The organism is Nonomuraea sp. NPDC049129 (genome assembly GCF_040648495.1).
Lineage (GTDB): Bacteria > Actinomycetota > Actinomycetes > Streptosporangiales > Streptosporangiaceae > Nonomuraea.
The window spans coordinates 135,737-152,127 of record NZ_JBEZDU010000020.1 but is presented as its reverse complement, the minus strand read 5'-3'; the positions used below and the strand labels follow the sequence as shown (position 1 = coordinate 152,127).

Annotated in this window: 14 protein-coding genes; 5 read left to right on the top strand and 9 right to left on the bottom strand. The window is 71.7% G+C overall.

The annotated features are described in order from the left end of the window. The first annotated feature begins 37 nt into the window (after positions 1-37). Positions 38-1,525, top strand: a complete 1,488-nt coding sequence (locus AB0B64_RS44290; RefSeq protein ID WP_358186467.1) for an FAD-dependent monooxygenase — start codon at positions 38-40, stop codon at positions 1,523-1,525. Between the two features lie 116 nt (positions 1,526-1,641). Here the strand turns inward: AB0B64_RS44290 and AB0B64_RS44285 are convergent, their stop codons facing one another. The 3 genes from AB0B64_RS44285 to AB0B64_RS44275 all read right to left on the bottom strand — a co-directional run bounded on the left by AB0B64_RS44285 (position 1,642) and on the right by AB0B64_RS44275 (position 4,597). Further along, positions 1,642-2,382 carry an SRPBCC domain-containing protein gene (locus AB0B64_RS44285; protein WP_357951961.1) on the bottom strand — a complete coding sequence of 247 codons (741 nt, stop codon included), beginning with the start codon at positions 2,380-2,382 and terminating at the stop codon, positions 1,642-1,644. A 1-nt stretch (position 2,383) separates the two neighbouring features. Continuing rightward, positions 2,384-2,968, bottom strand: a complete 585-nt coding sequence (locus AB0B64_RS44280) for a helix-turn-helix domain-containing protein (RefSeq protein WP_357649752.1) — start codon at positions 2,966-2,968, stop codon at positions 2,384-2,386. 144 nt (positions 2,969-3,112) lie between these two features. Beyond that, the gene (locus tag AB0B64_RS44275) at positions 3,113-4,597 is read right to left on the bottom strand and encodes an FAD-dependent monooxygenase (protein WP_358186456.1); all 1,485 of its coding nucleotides are present in this window, start codon (positions 4,595-4,597) and stop codon (positions 3,113-3,115) included. A gap of 72 nt (positions 4,598-4,669) precedes the next feature. Between AB0B64_RS44275 and AB0B64_RS44270 the strand changes: the two genes are divergently transcribed. After that, positions 4,670-5,278 (top strand): TetR/AcrR family transcriptional regulator, encoded by a 609-nt coding sequence (locus tag AB0B64_RS44270; RefSeq protein ID WP_357951958.1) that lies wholly within the window; start codon positions 4,670-4,672, stop codon positions 5,276-5,278. 358 nt (positions 5,279-5,636) lie between these two features. After that, entirely contained in the window at positions 5,637-5,975 is a 339-nt protein-coding gene (locus AB0B64_RS44265; protein WP_358186448.1) for a M15 family metallopeptidase, read from the top strand. 263 nt (positions 5,976-6,238) lie between these two features. Here AB0B64_RS44265 and AB0B64_RS44260 read toward each other — a convergent pair whose 3' ends face one another. Then, entirely contained in the window at positions 6,239-6,697 is a 459-nt protein-coding gene (locus AB0B64_RS44260) for a DUF2637 domain-containing protein (RefSeq protein ID WP_358186442.1), read from the bottom strand. A gap of 137 nt (positions 6,698-6,834) precedes the next feature. Here AB0B64_RS44260 and AB0B64_RS44255 point away from each other — a divergent pair, with 137 nt between their 5' ends. Then, on the top strand, positions 6,835-7,977 hold the full coding sequence (locus AB0B64_RS44255; RefSeq protein WP_358186435.1) for a winged helix DNA-binding domain-containing protein: 1,143 nt from the start codon (positions 6,835-6,837) through the stop codon (positions 7,975-7,977). A gap of 107 nt (positions 7,978-8,084) precedes the next feature. Here the strand turns inward: AB0B64_RS44255 and AB0B64_RS44250 are convergent, their stop codons facing one another. Continuing rightward, a complete protein-coding gene (locus tag AB0B64_RS44250; protein ID WP_358186429.1) occupies positions 8,085-8,474 on the bottom strand; it encodes a hypothetical protein in 390 nt (129 codons plus the stop codon). Between the two features lie 239 nt (positions 8,475-8,713). On the opposite strand from AB0B64_RS44250, the gene AB0B64_RS44245 reads away from it, so the two are divergent. Next, on the top strand, positions 8,714-12,610 hold the full coding sequence (locus tag AB0B64_RS44245; RefSeq protein WP_358186422.1) for a helix-turn-helix domain-containing protein: 3,897 nt from the start codon (positions 8,714-8,716) through the stop codon (positions 12,608-12,610). 43 nt (positions 12,611-12,653) lie between these two features. On the opposite strand, the gene AB0B64_RS44240 is transcribed toward AB0B64_RS44245, so the two are convergent. From AB0B64_RS44240 to AB0B64_RS44225, 4 genes are read right to left on the bottom strand one after another with little or no spacing between them, the layout of a single operon-like run. After that, positions 12,654-13,613 (bottom strand): LysR family transcriptional regulator substrate-binding protein, encoded by a 960-nt coding sequence (locus AB0B64_RS44240; RefSeq protein ID WP_358186416.1) that lies wholly within the window; start codon positions 13,611-13,613, stop codon positions 12,654-12,656. Positions 13,614-13,657: 44 nt separating this feature from the next. Continuing rightward, positions 13,658-14,449 (bottom strand): FadR/GntR family transcriptional regulator, encoded by a 792-nt coding sequence (locus AB0B64_RS44235; protein ID WP_358186412.1) that lies wholly within the window; start codon positions 14,447-14,449, stop codon positions 13,658-13,660. Then, positions 14,446-15,582: an ABC transporter ATP-binding protein gene (locus AB0B64_RS44230; protein ID WP_358186407.1), complete on the bottom strand. Its 1,137-nt coding sequence runs from the start codon at positions 15,580-15,582 to the stop codon at positions 14,446-14,448. The genes AB0B64_RS44235 and AB0B64_RS44230 overlap by 4 nt, the downstream gene beginning before the upstream one ends. After that, the gene (locus AB0B64_RS44225) at positions 15,579-16,388 is read right to left on the bottom strand and encodes a carbohydrate ABC transporter permease (protein WP_358186401.1); all 810 of its coding nucleotides are present in this window, start codon (positions 16,386-16,388) and stop codon (positions 15,579-15,581) included. The genes AB0B64_RS44230 and AB0B64_RS44225 overlap by 4 nt, the downstream gene beginning before the upstream one ends. Positions 16,389-16,391 lie beyond the last annotated feature (3 nt).

Genomic DNA, 16,391 nt, shown 5'->3' with positions numbered 1-16,391 from the left:
GCACTCAGACGATCAAACCACGGGAAGAGGGCGGGTCATGAAGGACTTCGAGGTGGTCATCGCGGGTGCCGGGCCGACCGGCCTGATGCTGGCGTACGAGCTGGCGCTGGCCGGGGTCGACACGCTCGTGCTGGAGAAGCTGCCCCAGCGCATCGAGCAGATGAAGGGCGGCGCCGTCCAGCCCCGCACACTGGAGCTGCTGGAGCTGCGCGGGCTGGTGGAGCCGCTGCTGAGCCGGGCTCTGGTACGCGAACCGATCGGTGGCCATTTCGCGGCCCTGCCGGTGCCGCTGGACTGCGAGCCGTGGCGGACCCGGCATCCGTACCCGATCGCGGTTCCTCAGTGGGAGATCGAGGAGGTCCTGGAGGAGGCCGCGACCGCCCGGGGCGCGCGCGTCCTGCGCGACGCGGGGGTCACCGCGGTCGAGCAGGACGGCGACGGGGTGACGGTGAGCACCGGTGAGCGGCGGTTCAGGGCCGACTACCTGGTGGCGTGCGACGGCGGGCGGAGCACCGTACGCAAGCTGCTGGGCCTGCCCTTCCCCGGCCGGGACGGGACGTTCGTGGCGGTGCTGGCCGACGTCCGGCTGTCCGCCACGTCGGCGTCGGTCCCCACGGCGCTGGGCCACATGAGCAGCCTGGTCCGCGAGGGCGGCGGCTACTGGGCGATGCTGGTTCCCATCGGTGGCGAGCGTTACCGGCTGACGTTCGGCAGCGAGGAGCAGGGACACTACGACCGCGACGCGCCGGTCACGGAGGAGGAGGTCGCCACCGCGCTACGGGCCGTCTACGGCGAGGAGACCGTGCTGCGCGCGGTGGACAACTCCTCGCGCTTCACCGACGCGACGCGGCAGCTGGCGGACTACCGGGCGGGGCGCGTGCTGTTCGCGGGCGACGCCGCGCACATCCACCCGCCGTTCGGCGGGCAGGGCCTGAACCTCGGCGTGCAGGACGCGATCAACCTCGGCTGGCGGCTGGCCGCGACCCTCCAGGGCCGGGCGCCCGAAGGCCTCCTGGACCGCTACCAGGCCGAACGGCATCCGGTGGCCGCCCAGGTGCTGCACCACACGTCCGCTCAGCGCGTACTGAGCATGCCTCGGCCCAGCGCGGACGTGGCCGCGCTGCGCGAGATCTTCAGCGACCTGCTGCGGCTGCCGGACGCCAACCGCCACATGGCGGGCCTGATGTCCGGCCTGTCGCTGGGCTACGACCTCGGCGGCGAGCATCCGCTGGCCGGGCAGCGGGTGCCGGACGCCGACCTGCTCGTCGGCTCGGCGTCGACCCGGCTGTCCGGGCTGTTCGGCGCCGGGCACGCGGTCCTGCTCGACCTGGCCGGGATCGTCCCCGCCGAGTTCCGGCTGCCCGCGCGGGTCGATCTCGTACGGGCCAAGTGCGCGGACGACCTGGGCGCGGCCGCCCTGCTGCTGCGGCCCGACGGCTACGTGTGCTGGGCCGCCGACGACGCCGCCACCTGCGAGCGGACCCTGGCGGCCGCGCTGGCCGAGCACGTGGCCGCACTGGACTGAGCGTCACGCGACCGCCGTAGGTGGAATGAACTCCGCTCGCCGGGCACCGCCTCCCCCGCCGCGCAGGGCCAGGGCGGCGCCCGACGACAGGTCCTCTACGTGGGCTGTGACCTTGTTCAGGCTTTTCGCTCGGCGAAAAGATGATCGAGCCAGGCGTGCCAGGCCGGTCCTTGGTCGCCGGGGCCGGCGAAAAGGTGGTGCGCGGCGACCATCGAGCCGCCGAACCCCTGCAGGAACCGGTAGAGCGCGTCCGGGGTCCGAACACCGAGCGTCTGGGCGTTGGCGTAGTAGACGACGCCTTCGATCGGGGGGAGCCCGGCGGGCGCGAACCGTACGGTGTCGCCCGGCTTGGCGTGGCCCGGGGTGCCGAGCGCGTCGTACAGGATCTCCCAGGCGCGCGGCCAGTCGGCGACGGGCGGCCCGAACTCGGTGACGGGCGTGGCGGTCCGGCCGCGGAAATGTGTCAGGTAGGCGACCAGGGTGGCGAAGAACATCTCCAGCCCTCTGGACATGGCCTCGAACTCGGCCTCCCAGTCGTCGCCCGGCAGGAAGCCGCTGGTCACCATGCGCAGCGTGGTGCTGCCCTGATCGCGCCCCTCGACGAGGAACTCGTAGGCGACGAACCGGCCGTCCTCCGCCGTCGCGCTGGTGTGCGCGAACCGGGCGGGCGGCTCCTCGGCGGTCACGGTCGATTCGGGGATGTACTGGCCGAAGGCGGTACGCACGACGCCGTCGGCCACCTCGTTGCGGCCCATGAACCACGAGTCGATGCCGGGGCCGGTCGCGATGGCCGCCCACACCTCCTCGGGGGTCGCCCCGACCTCGGCCTCCTGGGGAAGCTCGAAGGAATGTCCCACCTCAGCGCTCCTTCAGCGACGGGTGCACGGCGACGACCAACCGATGGTCGCGACCGCCCTCGGCCGTCTCGTCGTGGTATTTGCTCACCAACGCGGTCACGGCGTCGGCCAGTTCCTCGGCGAAGGCCGCGCGGTCGGCCGCCGAGGCGAACCGTACCTCGCCGTCGATCGCGAACGTCGCCACCCGCTTGCGAGCCTCGGTGGCGCCGGTGATGAGCGTCCCGACGTCGCGGACCAGCTGAGCGGCGACGGCGAGCAGCCAGCGGGCCGACAGCCGATCGGGCGCCTTCTCGGGATCGGGCTGCACCGCGGCCAGCGCGACCGGGGAGATCACGAAGGAGGCGGCCGTGGCCTGCATCACCCGCTCGGTGACGTTACCCTTCTTGCGCTCCTCCACCAGCTCGACCAGCCCGTGCCGCTCCAGCGTGCGCAGATGGTAGTTGACCTTCTGCCTGGCCAGGCCGACCCTGGCCGCCAGCGACGTGGCCGAGCCGGGCTCGACCAGCTCGGCCAGCAGCTTCGACCGCATCGGGTCGAGCGACGCCTCGGCTGCCGCGGGGTCTTCGATCACCGCCACTTCGTACATGGTGAAACGATGGCACCGAAAAAAGTTGTTGTCAAGAAATTCTGGATGCTCGGCGATCGGCCATGCCTCGCCGACCGCCGGGCAGAAGGCGTCACGCCATACGGACCACCGACCATGCCCCATAGCGACCCGCCGCTGGAGGCGTCAGGCAGGCGGCAGCCAAGCGTGGAAGGCCGCCATCAGGGTGGTGGTGTCGGCCGGGCCGGGGCCGGACGCCCAGGCGACCGTGCCGTCGGGGCGGACGAAGGCGGCCGACAGGCCGTCACGGTCCTCGACGGTCGCCTCGACGATATCCAGCGCGCCTCGCCAAGCGGCCGCCGCCTGCGCGATCTCGGGCTGCGACGGCGCGTGGACGAGCAGCGGCCGGCCCGACGTGGCGAGCTCGGCGAGGGCCCGCGTGCCGCCGGAAGGCAGCGTGAGCCGCAGGTCGGGGCAGGGGCGGCCGGCCAGGGGATGGGTTGCCGGGTACGGGAGGTCGTAGCGGGTGCCGAGCCCGTTCAGCAGCCGCCCGAAGTAGCGGTTGACCTCCGGCAGGTCGAGCAGGTCCGACACGATGTCGCGCATGGCCGCCGCGTGCGCTCCGGGTCGCAGCAGCGCCGACTGGGCGCGGGTGTTGTGCAGGACGGCGGCGCCTACGGGGTGACGTTCGGCGGTGTAGGTGTCGAGCAGGCCGTCCGGTGCGCGCCCGGTGACCGTGGCGGCCAGCTTCCAGCCCAGGTTGACCGCGTCCATCAGCCCCAGGTTCAGTCCCTGGCCGCCGTTGGGAGAGTGGACGTGGGCGGCGTCGCCCGCGAGCAGGACGCGGCCGAGCCGGTAGGTGGCCGCCTGACGGGCGACGTCGGTGAAGCGCAGGGTGTCGCGGACCGCTGTCACCTCAACCTCCACGCCCGTCACCCTGAGCAGGCTGTCGCGCATCTCCTCCCCGGTCAGCGGCACGTCGCGGTCCTCGGGGAAGCCGTCGTGCTCGACCGTCGCCACCATGCCGGGCGCGCTCATGAACATCCCCGCCGGCTGCCAGCCCGGCGCGGGCAGCCGCTCCATGCCCGAGATGTCGCCGATCAGCCGCCGTACGACGCTCGTGGGGGCGGTGCCGGGGAAGTCGAACCCGGTCAGCTTCCGTACGGTCGATCGGCCGCCGTCGCAGCCCGCCACGTACGCCGCGCGGACGCGCCGCTCCCCCTCCGGCGTCCGTACGGTCAAGGTGACGCCGGAGTCGTCCTGGTCCAGGTCCGTCGCCTCGTGTTCGCGCCGGACCGTGACGCCGAGCGAGGCCAGGTGCTCGGTCAGGATCCGTTCCAGGTCCGGCTGCCAGATCAGCGCGCCGATCCGCTCGGGTTCCTCCTGGAGGTCGGGGTCGATCTTGTGGATCTGGGCGAAGTGCCCTTTCTCACTTCCGTGGTCGCGTGCCTTGTCGGCGAGCCCCTGTTCCTGGAACTTCGCCAGGTCGTCCCCCAGCCCGCGGCGGCGCAGCGCCTCCGCGGCCAGCGGCCCGATTCCGCGTGCCTTCGGCTCGCTCGTCGGCCGGGCGAGCCGGTCGAGCACCAGCGGCGTTACCCCGGCCAGCCGTAACTCGGCGGCGAGCAGCAAACCCACAGGTCCGGCTCCGACCACCACAACATCGGCGTCCATGCGCCCTCCAAACTAGACTAGACCGTCTAGTCTCGTAGACTAGTACCTATTCGACGAAAGTGGGGACAAGCCATGGCCGACCACGGCCCGCGACGCTCACCGGCCAAGCGCCGGGCCATCCTCGACGCCGCCATCCAGGTCTTCACCGACCTGGGTTACGCCCGTGCGAGCGTCGACGCGATCGCCGCGGCGGCGGGCGTGGGCAAACAGACCGTCTACGGCCACTTCGGCGACAAGGAACAGCTCTTCCTCGCCACCATCCAGGAGGCAAGGTCAGCGATGGGAGGCACACCGGGCCAGGCCGTAGCCCTCACCGGCGATCCGGGTGCGGACCTGACCGCGCTCGGGGAGCGGACGCTGGACATCGCTCTGTCGCCGCGAGTGGCGGCGCTGCACCGGCTGACCATCGCGGAGGTGGGTCACCACCCGGAGCTGCAGCGCACCTGGCGGGCGAGTTCCTCGTCGCTGGACAGCGACGTCGGGGACTACCTGCGCGCCTGCGACGGTGACGGCAGGCTGCGGGTGCCGGATCCGGCCAGGGCGGCCCGCCAGTTCCTGCACCTGGTGATCACCGACGCGCGGGTCGAGACGGCGTACGGCATGCTGCCCCTGCCACCCGCACGACGGCACGCCATCGCCGCCGAAGCCGCCGACCTCATCGTCCGCGCCCACCGGCCCTGAGCCCGCTCGTAAAGCGGAACGAAACGGCCCTCGGACACAATTTGGTACATGATCGCCTGAGCTGAGCTCTGGCGATCACTGTTTTCTGGCCTGGGTCGTAGGTCATACGTAGGCCGAGCTGCTCGTACACATCAGCCTTGTCCTGCGGATCGGCGCTGTGGAGCAGTTTTCGAAGGTCGCCGAGCTTCGTGACCATCGCAGCGATCTCCTTCTCGGTGAGTCTTTTAGGAACTTCGGTGATCGCCTGGTCCAGGCGCATCTACTCGGGGGATCGCTCCGTTAATAGCAAGCAGGAGGAGCGTGGTCCACTGCGCTCCTGCGCCGAGCGACAGCAGTCGTAGCGCCGACGTCTGGGAGGGTGCCGCATTCCGCCACCGGGGGAGCCGTGGATCTGACCCTGGTGGACGCATACAGGCGCGAGCTCGACATGGGCACGCCGTATGACCATTTCGGGCCGGAGTCGGCCGCGCTCTACTTCGAAGACAACGCCTGGAACACGATCGCGCGGAGCAACCGGCGGATTCTCCGGGACGCGATGACGGGCGCCGGCTTCCGGTGCGACGCCGATGAATGGTGGCACTTCGATTTCGGCAACCAGATCTGGGCTGCGCACTTCAGCGCGTCGGTCGCGCGTTACGGCGAGATCGAGCAGCCGAGGCTGGAGCGCGGGGTCTCGGCTGAGCTTTGGGGTGGCTAGGCTGCTGGTCATGTAAGCGGCCATGAATGCACGTTGCGATCCCTCCAGGGTGATGAGTGACCCTAGGGTAAAGTCCCAGGTCAAGGCTCGCACAGCAGGGCATCAATAACGCCATAGCGATGTCCTTTCCGGATGGTAGACCTCCGTCCGGGCGTCGGTTCTCCTGCGCCCACCGCCAGGCAGAACGGTGAAGACCTAGAGCCTCGATATCACTGCGACCCACTCCGCGCACAGGCAGATCACCGATGGCTTCGCCTGCACATTCACGAACAGCTTGATTCTGCGGCCGATAGGTCTTCCACAGCGTCCGCCACGCGCTTCGACGCGGCTGAGAACCGACGGATCTGAGACATCAAGAGTTTGTAGCTACCGATGAGAGCCGCACTTGGCCATGCAGCGATAATCCGGCCGATCAGGCTGGGCTCCGCGACCGCGACGTTAGCGGCGAGGCTGGCGAGGCTGCCGACCCCGAGCATGATCCACGCCAGCACGCCACCGCACGAACCGTACCGGTTGGCCAAGAGGATGGACATCGAAGCGACAACGATCGTGCCGTCCACCGCGAGCGGGATGAGCACCACCGCCAGGCGATCCTCACCGTGCCGGAGACAGAGCTCATGCATGTGACGGAACGACACGACCGCCGCGATGTCCGCAAGGAAGAGAACTCCCGTGATCGTCGTGCGCCGGATGTGACACACGGCCCGCACATTCGGCTCCATCCCTGCTCAGCCTTCCCGACCCGGGAGAACGAGCGTCGTAGAGGCGCTGAACACATGTACGTATCGAGTGTGTCCCCCTGCGACACCGCTCGAAACGCGGAACGAATCTTGCCGCATTACTCCATAGGGTCGGTCTCATGATGAAGATGTCGTGGTCCCAGGTCAGCGCCAGGCGGTTGGAACGGCACGGCCTGGCCGCCCCCGCGAAGGACGCCACTCCGGCAAACGTGGTCGCCGCCATGTGCGGCGCCCATGCCCAGGTGATGTCGGCGGCCGAGCTGTCGATCGGCCTTCGCCTGGAGGGCGTCACGCGCGCCGGGGTGCGCGAGGCGCTGTGGGGCGAGCGCACTCTGGTCAAGACGCACGGCCCGCGCGGCACCGTACACCTGCTGCCCGCCCGCGACCTGCCGATGTGGGTGGGAGCCCTGTCGACGCTACCGGTCGCGCACTCGGTATTCGCCCACGACGTACGCCTGACCTCCGCGCAGACCGACCAGGTCGTGGAGGCGATCCGCGAGGTGCTGATGACCGGAGCGGCCCTGACGATCGACGAGCTGAGCGACGCGGTCGTGGCCACCACGGGACCGTGGGCCGGAGACCTCGTCATGCCGGCCTTCCAGACCATGTGGCCGCGCTGGCGGCAGGCCATGGCGACGGCGGCGCACCGGGGGTCGTTCGTGTTCGGCCCGGCGAGGGGGCGCAAGGTCACCTATATCGCCCCGCCCACGGATTGCCACACAGTCAAGCCGGTCGACGACTGTCTGGTTGAGCTGGTCAACGCCTATCTGAGGGCGTACGGTCCCGCCACGCCCGAGCAGTTCGCCAAGTGGATCGGGGCGCCGGTCAAGTGGGCGGCCGCGGGCTTCGCGGCGGCCGAGCCGGAGCAGGTGCTGTTCGATGGTGTTCCGGCCTGGGTGGCGGCCGGTGACACCGAGGTACCGGACGAGCCGCCGAGGGGTGTACGGCTCCTGCCGTACTTCGATGCCTATGTCGTGGCCGGGAGGCCGCGCGAGCTGCTGTACCCGGGCCCGGCCGCCGCGCGGGCGCTGAACGGCGGCCAGGCGGGCAACTTCCCGGTGCTGCTCGTGGACGGGCAGGTGGCGGGGGTGTGGCACCAGCGGCGGTCCGGCCGCCGGTTGGCCGTCACGGTGGAGTCGCTGCGCGAGCTCACCCCCGCCCAGCTGCGCGAACTCGACGAGCAGGTGGCGCTCACCGGACAGATCCTGGAGGGCGAGCCGCAGCTGACGCTCGGCCCGATCACCGTGGGCGGCCACGCTTGACGTTGACCGATCTCATCGCCGTCGGTGTCACGCTGAGGCCGACAGCCGGCTGCTCGCGTGAGGATCCATCGAAAGGTGGACTGCGAAAAGGCCGGGAAGGGAACGTCCTAGCCGAGGAAGACCACCTGGAAGCTGGTGTTCGACAGCGCCGCGAAGCTGCAGGGCTGGGTGCCGAACACGTACTGGCAGGGCCCGGGACCCCAGGAAGTGATGTCTCCGTCGGGGGTCAATCGCACGGTTGATCCGACGGGCACCATGTACAGGCAGTTCGAGACGGAGCAGGTGCCGGTCGGTGATCCGTTGACGCGGATGCTCACAGAGCCGTAGGCGCCGCGCAGTTGCAGGTTCACGGCGACGTCCGCGAAGGCGCGGGCCGCGTCGGCGGGGAGAACGGCCGCGACGATCAGCGCGGATGCGATGAACGATGCCGCTCGCCGCCGTATCCGCCGTATTCGCCGCACGTCGAGCCGGCCGTGAGCGGAAGTCGATGCTGTCATTGGCGTGGACCCTCCGTGAATGTTCGACTGACTTGTCCGGGACCAGGAGTGAGGGTGGTCGGCTCCGGATACCGGCCGCCGATATGCCGACCGTGAGGCGTCATGCCCCCGCTCCGCAATGGCCGCCGAATCATCCGTACAAGCCCGTACAGGGCGGCTGTAACCAGTTGTGATCAGTCAGCGACATAAAGGTGGCGCCGGCCTATGGCGCGTAGCCGCATGACTGCAGAGGAGGCCGTGTGTCCGAGTCCGCCGACGCCGATCCGGGCCGTCCTGATCCGGGCAGGATCGCCACCCGCCAGGAGTTCGCGCGCGAGCTCTCGTCGCTGCGCGAGCGGGCTGGTCTGACCGTACGGCAAGTGGCGACCAAGGCCGGCGCGTACGGCGCGCACAGCACCCTCGGCGACTGGTTCGCGGGCCGCGGACTACCGGCCACGTCGTCGCGTGACCTGCTGGTACGGGTGCTGGACGTGTGCGGGGTGGCCGATCCAGCGGAGGCCGGCGCGTGGCTGGCCGCCTGGCGGCGGGTACGGCGGGCTCCCGGCCGCCGCGTCGCCGGTCCCGAGCCGTATCGGGGGCTGGCCGCCTTCCAGCCGGAGGACGCGGGCTGGTTCTTCGGGCGGCGCGCGCTGACCGGCCGGCTGCTCGAGCAGGTGGCCGGGATGAGGGCGGCGGGCGGAGGCGTGCGGCTGGTAGTGGGGCCCTCCGGGTCGGGCAAGTCCTCCCTGCTGCGGGCCGGCGTGGTCGCGGCCCTCCGCGATGGCGCCCTGCCCGATTCCGCGCACTGGCCGATGGTCGTGACCGTCCCCGGTGCGCGGCCGGTGGCCGAGTTGGCCGCCCGGCTGGCGGCCCTGGCCGACGTGCCGGCGGGCGAGATCGCCGCGGTCGTCCGCGAGGATCCCGGGGCCGCCGCCCGGTACGCCGGCCGGGCCGGGGCCGGCGACCGGCCGCTGGTGCTGGTGGTGGACCAGTTCGAGGAGGTGTTCACCGAGTGCGGGGACGAGGCGGAGCGGCGCGGTTTCATCGCCGCCGTGCGTGCCGCGGCCGCGCCGCCCGGCGGCGCGCTCGTGCTGCTGGGGCTGCGTGCCGACTTCTACGCGGCGGCGTTGCGGCATCCGGAGTTGGTCGCGCTCGCGCAGGACGGCCAGCTCGCCGTCGGCCCGATGGAGGAGGCCGAACTGCGCGAGGCCATCGTGGAGCCGGCCAGGCGTGCCGGCGTCGAGATCGAGGACGGCCTGGTCGAGCTGCTGCTGCGGCAGGTCGCCCCGTCCGGGGGTGTCGCCGCGGACGGCGGGGCGCACGAGGTCGGCGTACTCCCGCTGCTGTCGCACGCCCTGTACACCACCTGGCGCCAGGGTCAGGGCCGGAGCCTGACCGTTGCCGCCTACCACGCGGTGGGCGGCATCGAGGGTGCGGTGGCGGCCAGCGCGGACGCCGTCCACGACGGGCTCATCGGCCGCCGCCGCGAACTGGCCCGCCGCCTCTTCCTGCACCTGGTGCATGTCGCGCCCGATGCCGCCGACACCCGGCGCAGGGCCACCGTGGCCGAGCTGCTCGACGGCTGCGACGGCGAGGAGGCGGCCGAGATGGAGGAGGTACTCGACCGGTTCGTCGCGCGGCGGCTCATTACCGCGGGCGAGGACACTGTCGAGATCAGCCATGAGGCCCTGCTGCGCGCCTGGCCCCTGCTGCGGTCCTGGGTGGACGCCGACCGTGCCGGGCTGGTCGTCGCGCGCCGGCTTGCCGCCGACGCCGCGGCCTGGGCACGCCTCCATCGCGACCCCGACGCGCTGTATCGCGGCGGGCGCCTGGTCGCGGCGCAGGAGTGGGCCGCCGGCTATGGCGGGCGGCTCCCGGCGGACGCGCGGGAGTTCCTGGAGGCGGGCGTTCGCCAGTCCCGGCGCCGGACCCGCCGGTTGCACCAGGCCGTCGCCACGCTCGCGGCCCTGCTGGTTCTGGCCCTGGTCGCGTCCGGTGTGGCGGTACGCGCGCAGCGTGCCGCCGCCGACGCGGAGCGCACCGCCACGTACCAGCGCGACCAGGCGCTCTCGCGGAAGACGGCGACGGACACCGGCGCACTGCGCGTCGCCGACCCGGGCCTGGCCGCGCAGCTCGCCCTGGCCGCCTACCGGCTGCTCCCCACCGCCGAGGCCAGAGGCGGCCTGCTCAGCGCGGTGGCCGGAATGCCGGCGACCCTGCTGACCGGCCACGAGAACGCCGTCTACGGGGCCGCGTTCCAGCCCGGCGGGCGCCTGCTGGCCACGGCGAGCACCGACCAGACAACGCGCCTGTGGGACGTGCGCCGTCCGCATCGTCCGCGGGCTCTGGCGGTGCTCCGCGGCCACCTCGGGGCGGTGCTGGCGGTGGCGTTCGCCCCCGGCGGCCGCGTGCTGGCCACGGCCGGTGACGATCGCACGGCCCGGCTGTGGGACGTGGCCGACCCGCGCGCGCCGCGCCCGCTGGCCGTGCTGACCGGCCACGCCCAGGGCATCCGGCACGTGTCGTTCAGCCCGAGCGGCCGCACCCTGGCGACGGCGGGCCATGACGGCGTTCCGAGGTTGTGGGATGTGTCCGACCCCTCGCGTCCGCACCTGGCCGCCGAGTTGCCCGTCGAGCCCGGCACGATGACCACGGCGGTCTTCGCCCCCGCCGCGGACGTCCTGGCCACCGCCGGGCCCGGGAACACCGCGCGTCTGTGGGACGTCGCCGACCCGCGCCGTCCCCGGCGCCTGGCCGACCTCGAAGGCCACACCGCCGCGATCCTGGCCGCGCGGTTCAGCCCGGACGGCCGCACGCTCGCCACCGCCGGCTTCGACAACACGGTACGGCTGTGGGACGTCGCCCACCCGCGGGCGCCGAAGCCGATCGGCACCCTCACCGGACACACCAACGGCGTCGCGGCGCTGGCGTTCAGCCCGGACGGCCGGCGCCTCGCCAGCGGCGGCTACGACATGACCGTACGGCTGTGGGACCTCCAGCGGCCCGCGAGCATCCCCCTGACCCTGACCGGGCACGCCGACACGGTCCTCGCCGCAGAATTCCAGCCCTCCGGTGAAACGCTCGCCACCACCTCCAGAGACGGAAGCATCCGGCTGTGGGACCTGCGGGCGCCGCTGATCGGCGGGCAAGACGGCACCGTCTACACGGTCGCCATCAGCCCCGACGGCCGCACCCTGGTCACGGGGGCCGGCCGGACAGCGCGGCTGTGGAGCCTGGCCCCCGGGCGCCCGCCCACGCCACGGGCCGTCCTGGTCGGCCACACCGATGGCATCGTCCGGGCGGTGTGGCGACCGGACGGCAAGGTACTCGCCACCGCCGGCCTCGACTTCACCGTCCGGCTCTGGCAGGTGCGCGACGGCCGGCGCGCCAGCCCACTCTCCACCATCAAGGCCCACACCGACAACGTGTACTCGGCCGCCTTCGATCCGTCCGGGCGGACCCTGGCCACCGTGGGCGCTGACCGCACCCTGCGCACGTGGGACGTCGCCGATCCGCGACACCCGCGGCCGCTGGCGACGGTCACCGGGCACGGCGACACGGTCCTCGCGGTGGCCTTCTCGCCCGACGGCCGCACCCTGGCCACCGGAGGCGCCGACCGCACCGTACGGCTGTGGGACGTCACCGACACCCGCCACCCGGCCGTCACCGCCACTCTGACCGGCCACCGCAACGCCGTCAACGACGTGGCGTTCAGCCCGGACGGCCGCCGGCTGGCCTCGGCGGGCGCCGACGGCGTGGTCCTGCTCCACGACATCGCCGCCCGGCCCGCCCGGCGGCCGCCCGTGCCGTTGATCGGCCACACCAGCGCCGTCGCCGCCGTGACCTTCCACCCGGGGGGCCAACTGCTGGCCTCCGCCGGCTTCGACGGCACCGTGCACCTGTGGGACCTCACGCGTGCCGGCCAGCCGGACGCCACGGTCACGCTGAGCGGCCACACCGACCGGGTGTACGCCGCCGCGTTCAGCCCGGACGGCCGCACGCTGGCCACCGGCGGCGTCGACGCGACCGTCCGGCTCTGGGAGACCGACGCCGGCCGCGCCGCCCGGCAGGCATGCGCGCTCGCCTACCCTGTGATCAGCCCGGCGGAATGGGCCCGCCGGATGCCCGGTCTGCCCTACCGTCCCCCCTGCCCGTGACCGGGACGAACGGGGTCATGTCCCGGCAGCTTCCCAGCCCGCCTCAGGGCTCGACGAGACCGACCGTGAACGCGTAGTCGTCGAGGATGAACTGACTGATGCCCGACATGCGCAGGGCCTGCACCCGGACCGTGTAGGTGCCGGGGCCCAGAGAGGGGGAGAAACGCTCGAGGGCATGCGCCTCCTCGGCGCCGTCGGGGCTGTCGAACTTGTAGTCCGTGCCCGCGACCGGCTGCAGCTCGGTGGTCGTCCCGGCGGAGTTGACCACGACGATGCGCGCGGAACACCATGCGCCGGCTGTGCCGACGCAGACGGACTCGGCGGTGAAGCGGGCGTCGACGAACCGCGTCGTCCCCGTGGGCACGGTGATGTTGACGGACGCCGTCGGGATGTTCCCCCAGGCGCCGATGGTCTGGGCGGTCCAGGGGCCGCTCTCGCCGGTGAAATACTGCGCGCTGGTCTGTGTGCCTGTTTGGGAGCTGGCCACGGCCTGGGCCGCCGTGACCGTCAGCGCGAGAACTCCGGACAGCGCCGCCGCGGCGGACGCGACCTTGACGAGTCTGGACAACGGGGTTCCCCTCTCTGCTCGCGCGAAGCCCATGCGCTCCGCGACGGGTGGTTGCCGGAACCACGCTGACGAGAACGCGGTGGCCGGTGAAGCCCTGGCCGAATCATCCGTACAAGCCCGTACAGGCACCGGGGCGTGCTGGGCCGCGCGGCGGCCGGTCTGCCCTACCGATGGCCGGTGACGGGAGGCTTGGGCGGTGACGTGGTCCCGGCGCCAGATCAGCGTCAGAGGGCGGCCCGGGGCGGGGTGGCGCAGGGGGAGCGTGACCAGACGCGGGCCCAGACGCCGGGCGGCCGAGCGCGGCATGACGGCGATGCCGAAGCCGTGCTCGACCAATTCGGCCAGCAGGGCCAGGTCGTCGGTCTCGGCGCGTACGTCGGGGGCCAGGCCCGCTTCGGCGCAGGCATGCTCCAGCGCGGCGCGCAGCCCTGGCACTGGTCTCCTGCATCATCTCCACACGGCGGTGCCATGGTGACGTGTCAGGCGGGTGTGGAGTCCGCCGTCACGTTGTCGTCGGCCAAAAGCTCGGCCGAGGGCGCCGCGAGCTGGTGTTCGATGACCTCGGCCAGGCTGGTGTCCATGTCCGGCCCATAGAGGTCTCCGGCGATGTCGAGGTGCCGTCGCATCGCCTCGCGGGCCCCGTCGGGATCGCGGTCGAGGATGTGTTCCAGGATCACGGTGTGCAGGGGCTCACCGGCGGCGCGTACCTCGCGGTCGCTGAGGCTGCGCAGCATCAGGCCGTAGGTGAGGTCCTGGATCGCGGTGAACATCATGTGAATCACCGGGTTGCCGGAGGCCCGCGCGATGGTCTCGTGGAAGGTGAGGTCGACGCGTGCCCTGGCGTGCACGTTGCCCGGCTGGGCGAACAGCTGGTGGATCCGCAGCAGGTCGGTCCGGTCCTGCTTGGTGGCGTTGGTCGCGGCCAGGCCGGCGGCCTCGGTCTCCAGCATGACGCGGGCCCGCATGAGCTGCCGGGCCGTGACGCCCGCCGCGCGGGCCGCGAGGTTCATCGGCCGCATCAGGTTCTCGGCCGTGTACTGGCGGACGAAGCTGCCGCGCTGCGGCGAGACCTCGACCAGCCCGCGCTCCTGCAGGGCCTTCAGCGTCTCCCTGATGACGGGGCGGCTGACGGTGAACTCGGCCGCCAGGTCGCGTTCGGACGGCAGCCGGGCACCGGGTGCCCACTGTCCGGTCAGGATCCGGTTCTCGAGTACGGCGATGAGTGTGCCGAGGTTCGTCGTCGACGGTTTTTTCCCCCGCCCAGCGGTCATGCCGACCACGGTAGCGGCTGGCCGTCGTCAGCGAGTTCGGTGCCGTGCCAGCACGCCCGCCCATCAGGGCCGAAGAGATGAAGATCGGCGAGCGGCACCTGGAAGGTCGCGTGTTCGCCGTCGCGCGGCCCGCTGCGGGGCGGGAGGCGGGCGATGATGGTCCGTCCGGTGCTGTCGCGGAGGTGGAAGATGCTCTCGTTGCCGAGGTTCTCCCGGTACGAGACGGTCGCCGCCAGCTCATAGGCGGGAGTACCGGTGCTGACGGGCAGCCGTACCGACTCGGGCCGGAAGCCGATCCGCACCGACTCGGGCAGGTCCGCGGGCAATCCCTCGCGCGGCAGCCGCCAGCTCAGCTCGCCGCTGGTCAGCTCCATGTGCGCGTCGGCCGGGCGTACGGTGGCGTCGAGCAGGTTCATCCGGGGGCTGCCGAGGAACGTGGCGACGAACACGCTGGCCGGCTTCTCGTAGATCTCGGCCGGGGTGCCGATCTGCGCGAACTCGCCCTCGTTGAGCACCGCGACCCGATCTCCCATGGTCATGGCCTCGACCTGGTCGTGCGTCACGTACAGGACGGTGCCCCGGGTGCGGCGGTGGAACTCGATCAGCTCGGCCCGCATCTGCACGCGCAACGCGGCGTCCAGGTTGGACAGCGGCTCGTCCATCAGGTACGCGGCCGGCTCCCTGATCATGGCGCGGCCGAGCGCGACCCGCTGCCGCTGGCCGCCGGAGAGCTGACCGGGCTTCTTCTTGAGCTGGTCGGTGAGCCCGAGGGCCTGGCCGGTGTCGGCCACCCGCTGACGGATGACCTCCTTCGGCACGTGGTGGGCGCGCAGCCCGAACGCCAGGTTGCCCTCGACGCTCAGATGCGGGTACAGGGCGTAGTCCTGGAAGACCATGCCGATCCCGCGGTCGCCGGGGTGAGCGTGGGTGACGTCCCGCCCGCCCACCGTCACCCGGCCGGCGCTGACCGGCTCGATGCCGGCGACGATGCGCATGAGCGTGGACTTCCCGCAGCCGGACGGGCCGACGATCACCAGGAACTCCCCGTCCCGTACGTGCAGGTCGATGTCGGCGAACAGCACCTGGTTGCCGTAGCGCTTGGTGACCCGCTCGACGCGGATGCCGTCGGTCATCGTTTGACCCCTCCGAGGGTGAGACCTGAGACGTAGTAACGCTGCAGGAAGGAGAACAGGACGAGCGGGGGCAGGATCGAGATGAGCGCCGCCGCGGTCTGGAGGTGGTAGACGATCCCGTGTTCCCCCTCGAAGGACGACAGCGCCAGCGGCAGCGTCCACAGGTCCTGCTCACTGGCCGCGATCAAGGGCCAGATCAGGTTGTCCCACTGGGCGAGGAACTGCAGCAGCAGCACGGTGAGCAGCGCCGGCCGCAGCAGCGGTACGGCGATGCGGAGGAAGATGCGCAGCTCACTGGCGCCGTCCACCCGCGCGGCGTGCAGCATCTGCACGGGAATGCCCAGCGCGAACTGCCGCACCAGGAAGACGCCCAGCGCGCTGGCGGCGAACGGCGCGATCAGCCCTTGGTAACTGTTGAGCCAGCCGATCTCGCTGAGCATGACGAACACCGGGATCATGACGACCGCCGGGGTCAGGGACAGCGCGACGACCACCAGGTTGAGCAGGGCGGCCCGGCCGGGGAAGCGCAGCCGGGCCAGCGCGTACCCGGCGGCGGCCGAGATCGCCACGTCGAGCACGGAGACGGCCGACGCGATCAGGACGCTGTTCATCAGGTAGCGCGGGAACCGGCCGTCGGACATGATCTCGCCGATGTTGCCGAACAGCGCGAAACCGGTGAACCGCAGCCCGGACAGGTCGGTGTCGTCCGGCGCCGACGCGAGCACGATCATGGAGTAGAGCGGGAGCAGCATCAGCGCCACGAAGCCGATGAGGGCCACGGCGCTGAGCGACCGGCCGATTCTCATTCG

Bases quoted from the DNA above. Each gene is read 5' to 3' on its own strand.
- AB0B64_RS44290 (WP_358186467.1), top strand. From the start codon at position 38: ATGAAGGACTTCGAGGTGGTCATCGCGGGTGCCGGGCCGACCGGCCTG.
- AB0B64_RS44280 (WP_357649752.1), bottom strand. From the start codon at position 2,968: ATGTACGAAGTGGCGGTGATCGAAGACCCCGCGGCAGCCGAGGCGTCG.
- AB0B64_RS44275 (WP_358186456.1), bottom strand. From the start codon at position 4,597: ATGGACGCCGATGTTGTGGTGGTCGGAGCCGGACCTGTGGGTTTGCTG.
- AB0B64_RS44270 (WP_357951958.1), top strand. From the start codon at position 4,670: ATGGCCGACCACGGCCCGCGACGCTCACCGGCCAAGCGCCGGGCCATC.
- AB0B64_RS44260 (WP_358186442.1), bottom strand. From the start codon at position 6,697: ATGGAGCCGAATGTGCGGGCCGTGTGTCACATCCGGCGCACGACGATC.
- AB0B64_RS44255 (WP_358186435.1), top strand. From the start codon at position 6,835: ATGATGAAGATGTCGTGGTCCCAGGTCAGCGCCAGGCGGTTGGAACGG.
- AB0B64_RS44250 (WP_358186429.1), bottom strand. From the start codon at position 8,474: ATGACAGCATCGACTTCCGCTCACGGCCGGCTCGACGTGCGGCGAATA.
- AB0B64_RS44235 (WP_358186412.1), bottom strand. From the start codon at position 14,449: ATGACCGCTGGGCGGGGGAAAAAACCGTCGACGACGAACCTCGGCACA.
- AB0B64_RS44230 (WP_358186407.1), bottom strand. From the start codon at position 15,582: ATGACCGACGGCATCCGCGTCGAGCGGGTCACCAAGCGCTACGGCAAC.
- AB0B64_RS44225 (WP_358186401.1), bottom strand. From the start codon at position 16,388: ATGAGAATCGGCCGGTCGCTCAGCGCCGTGGCCCTCATCGGCTTCGTG.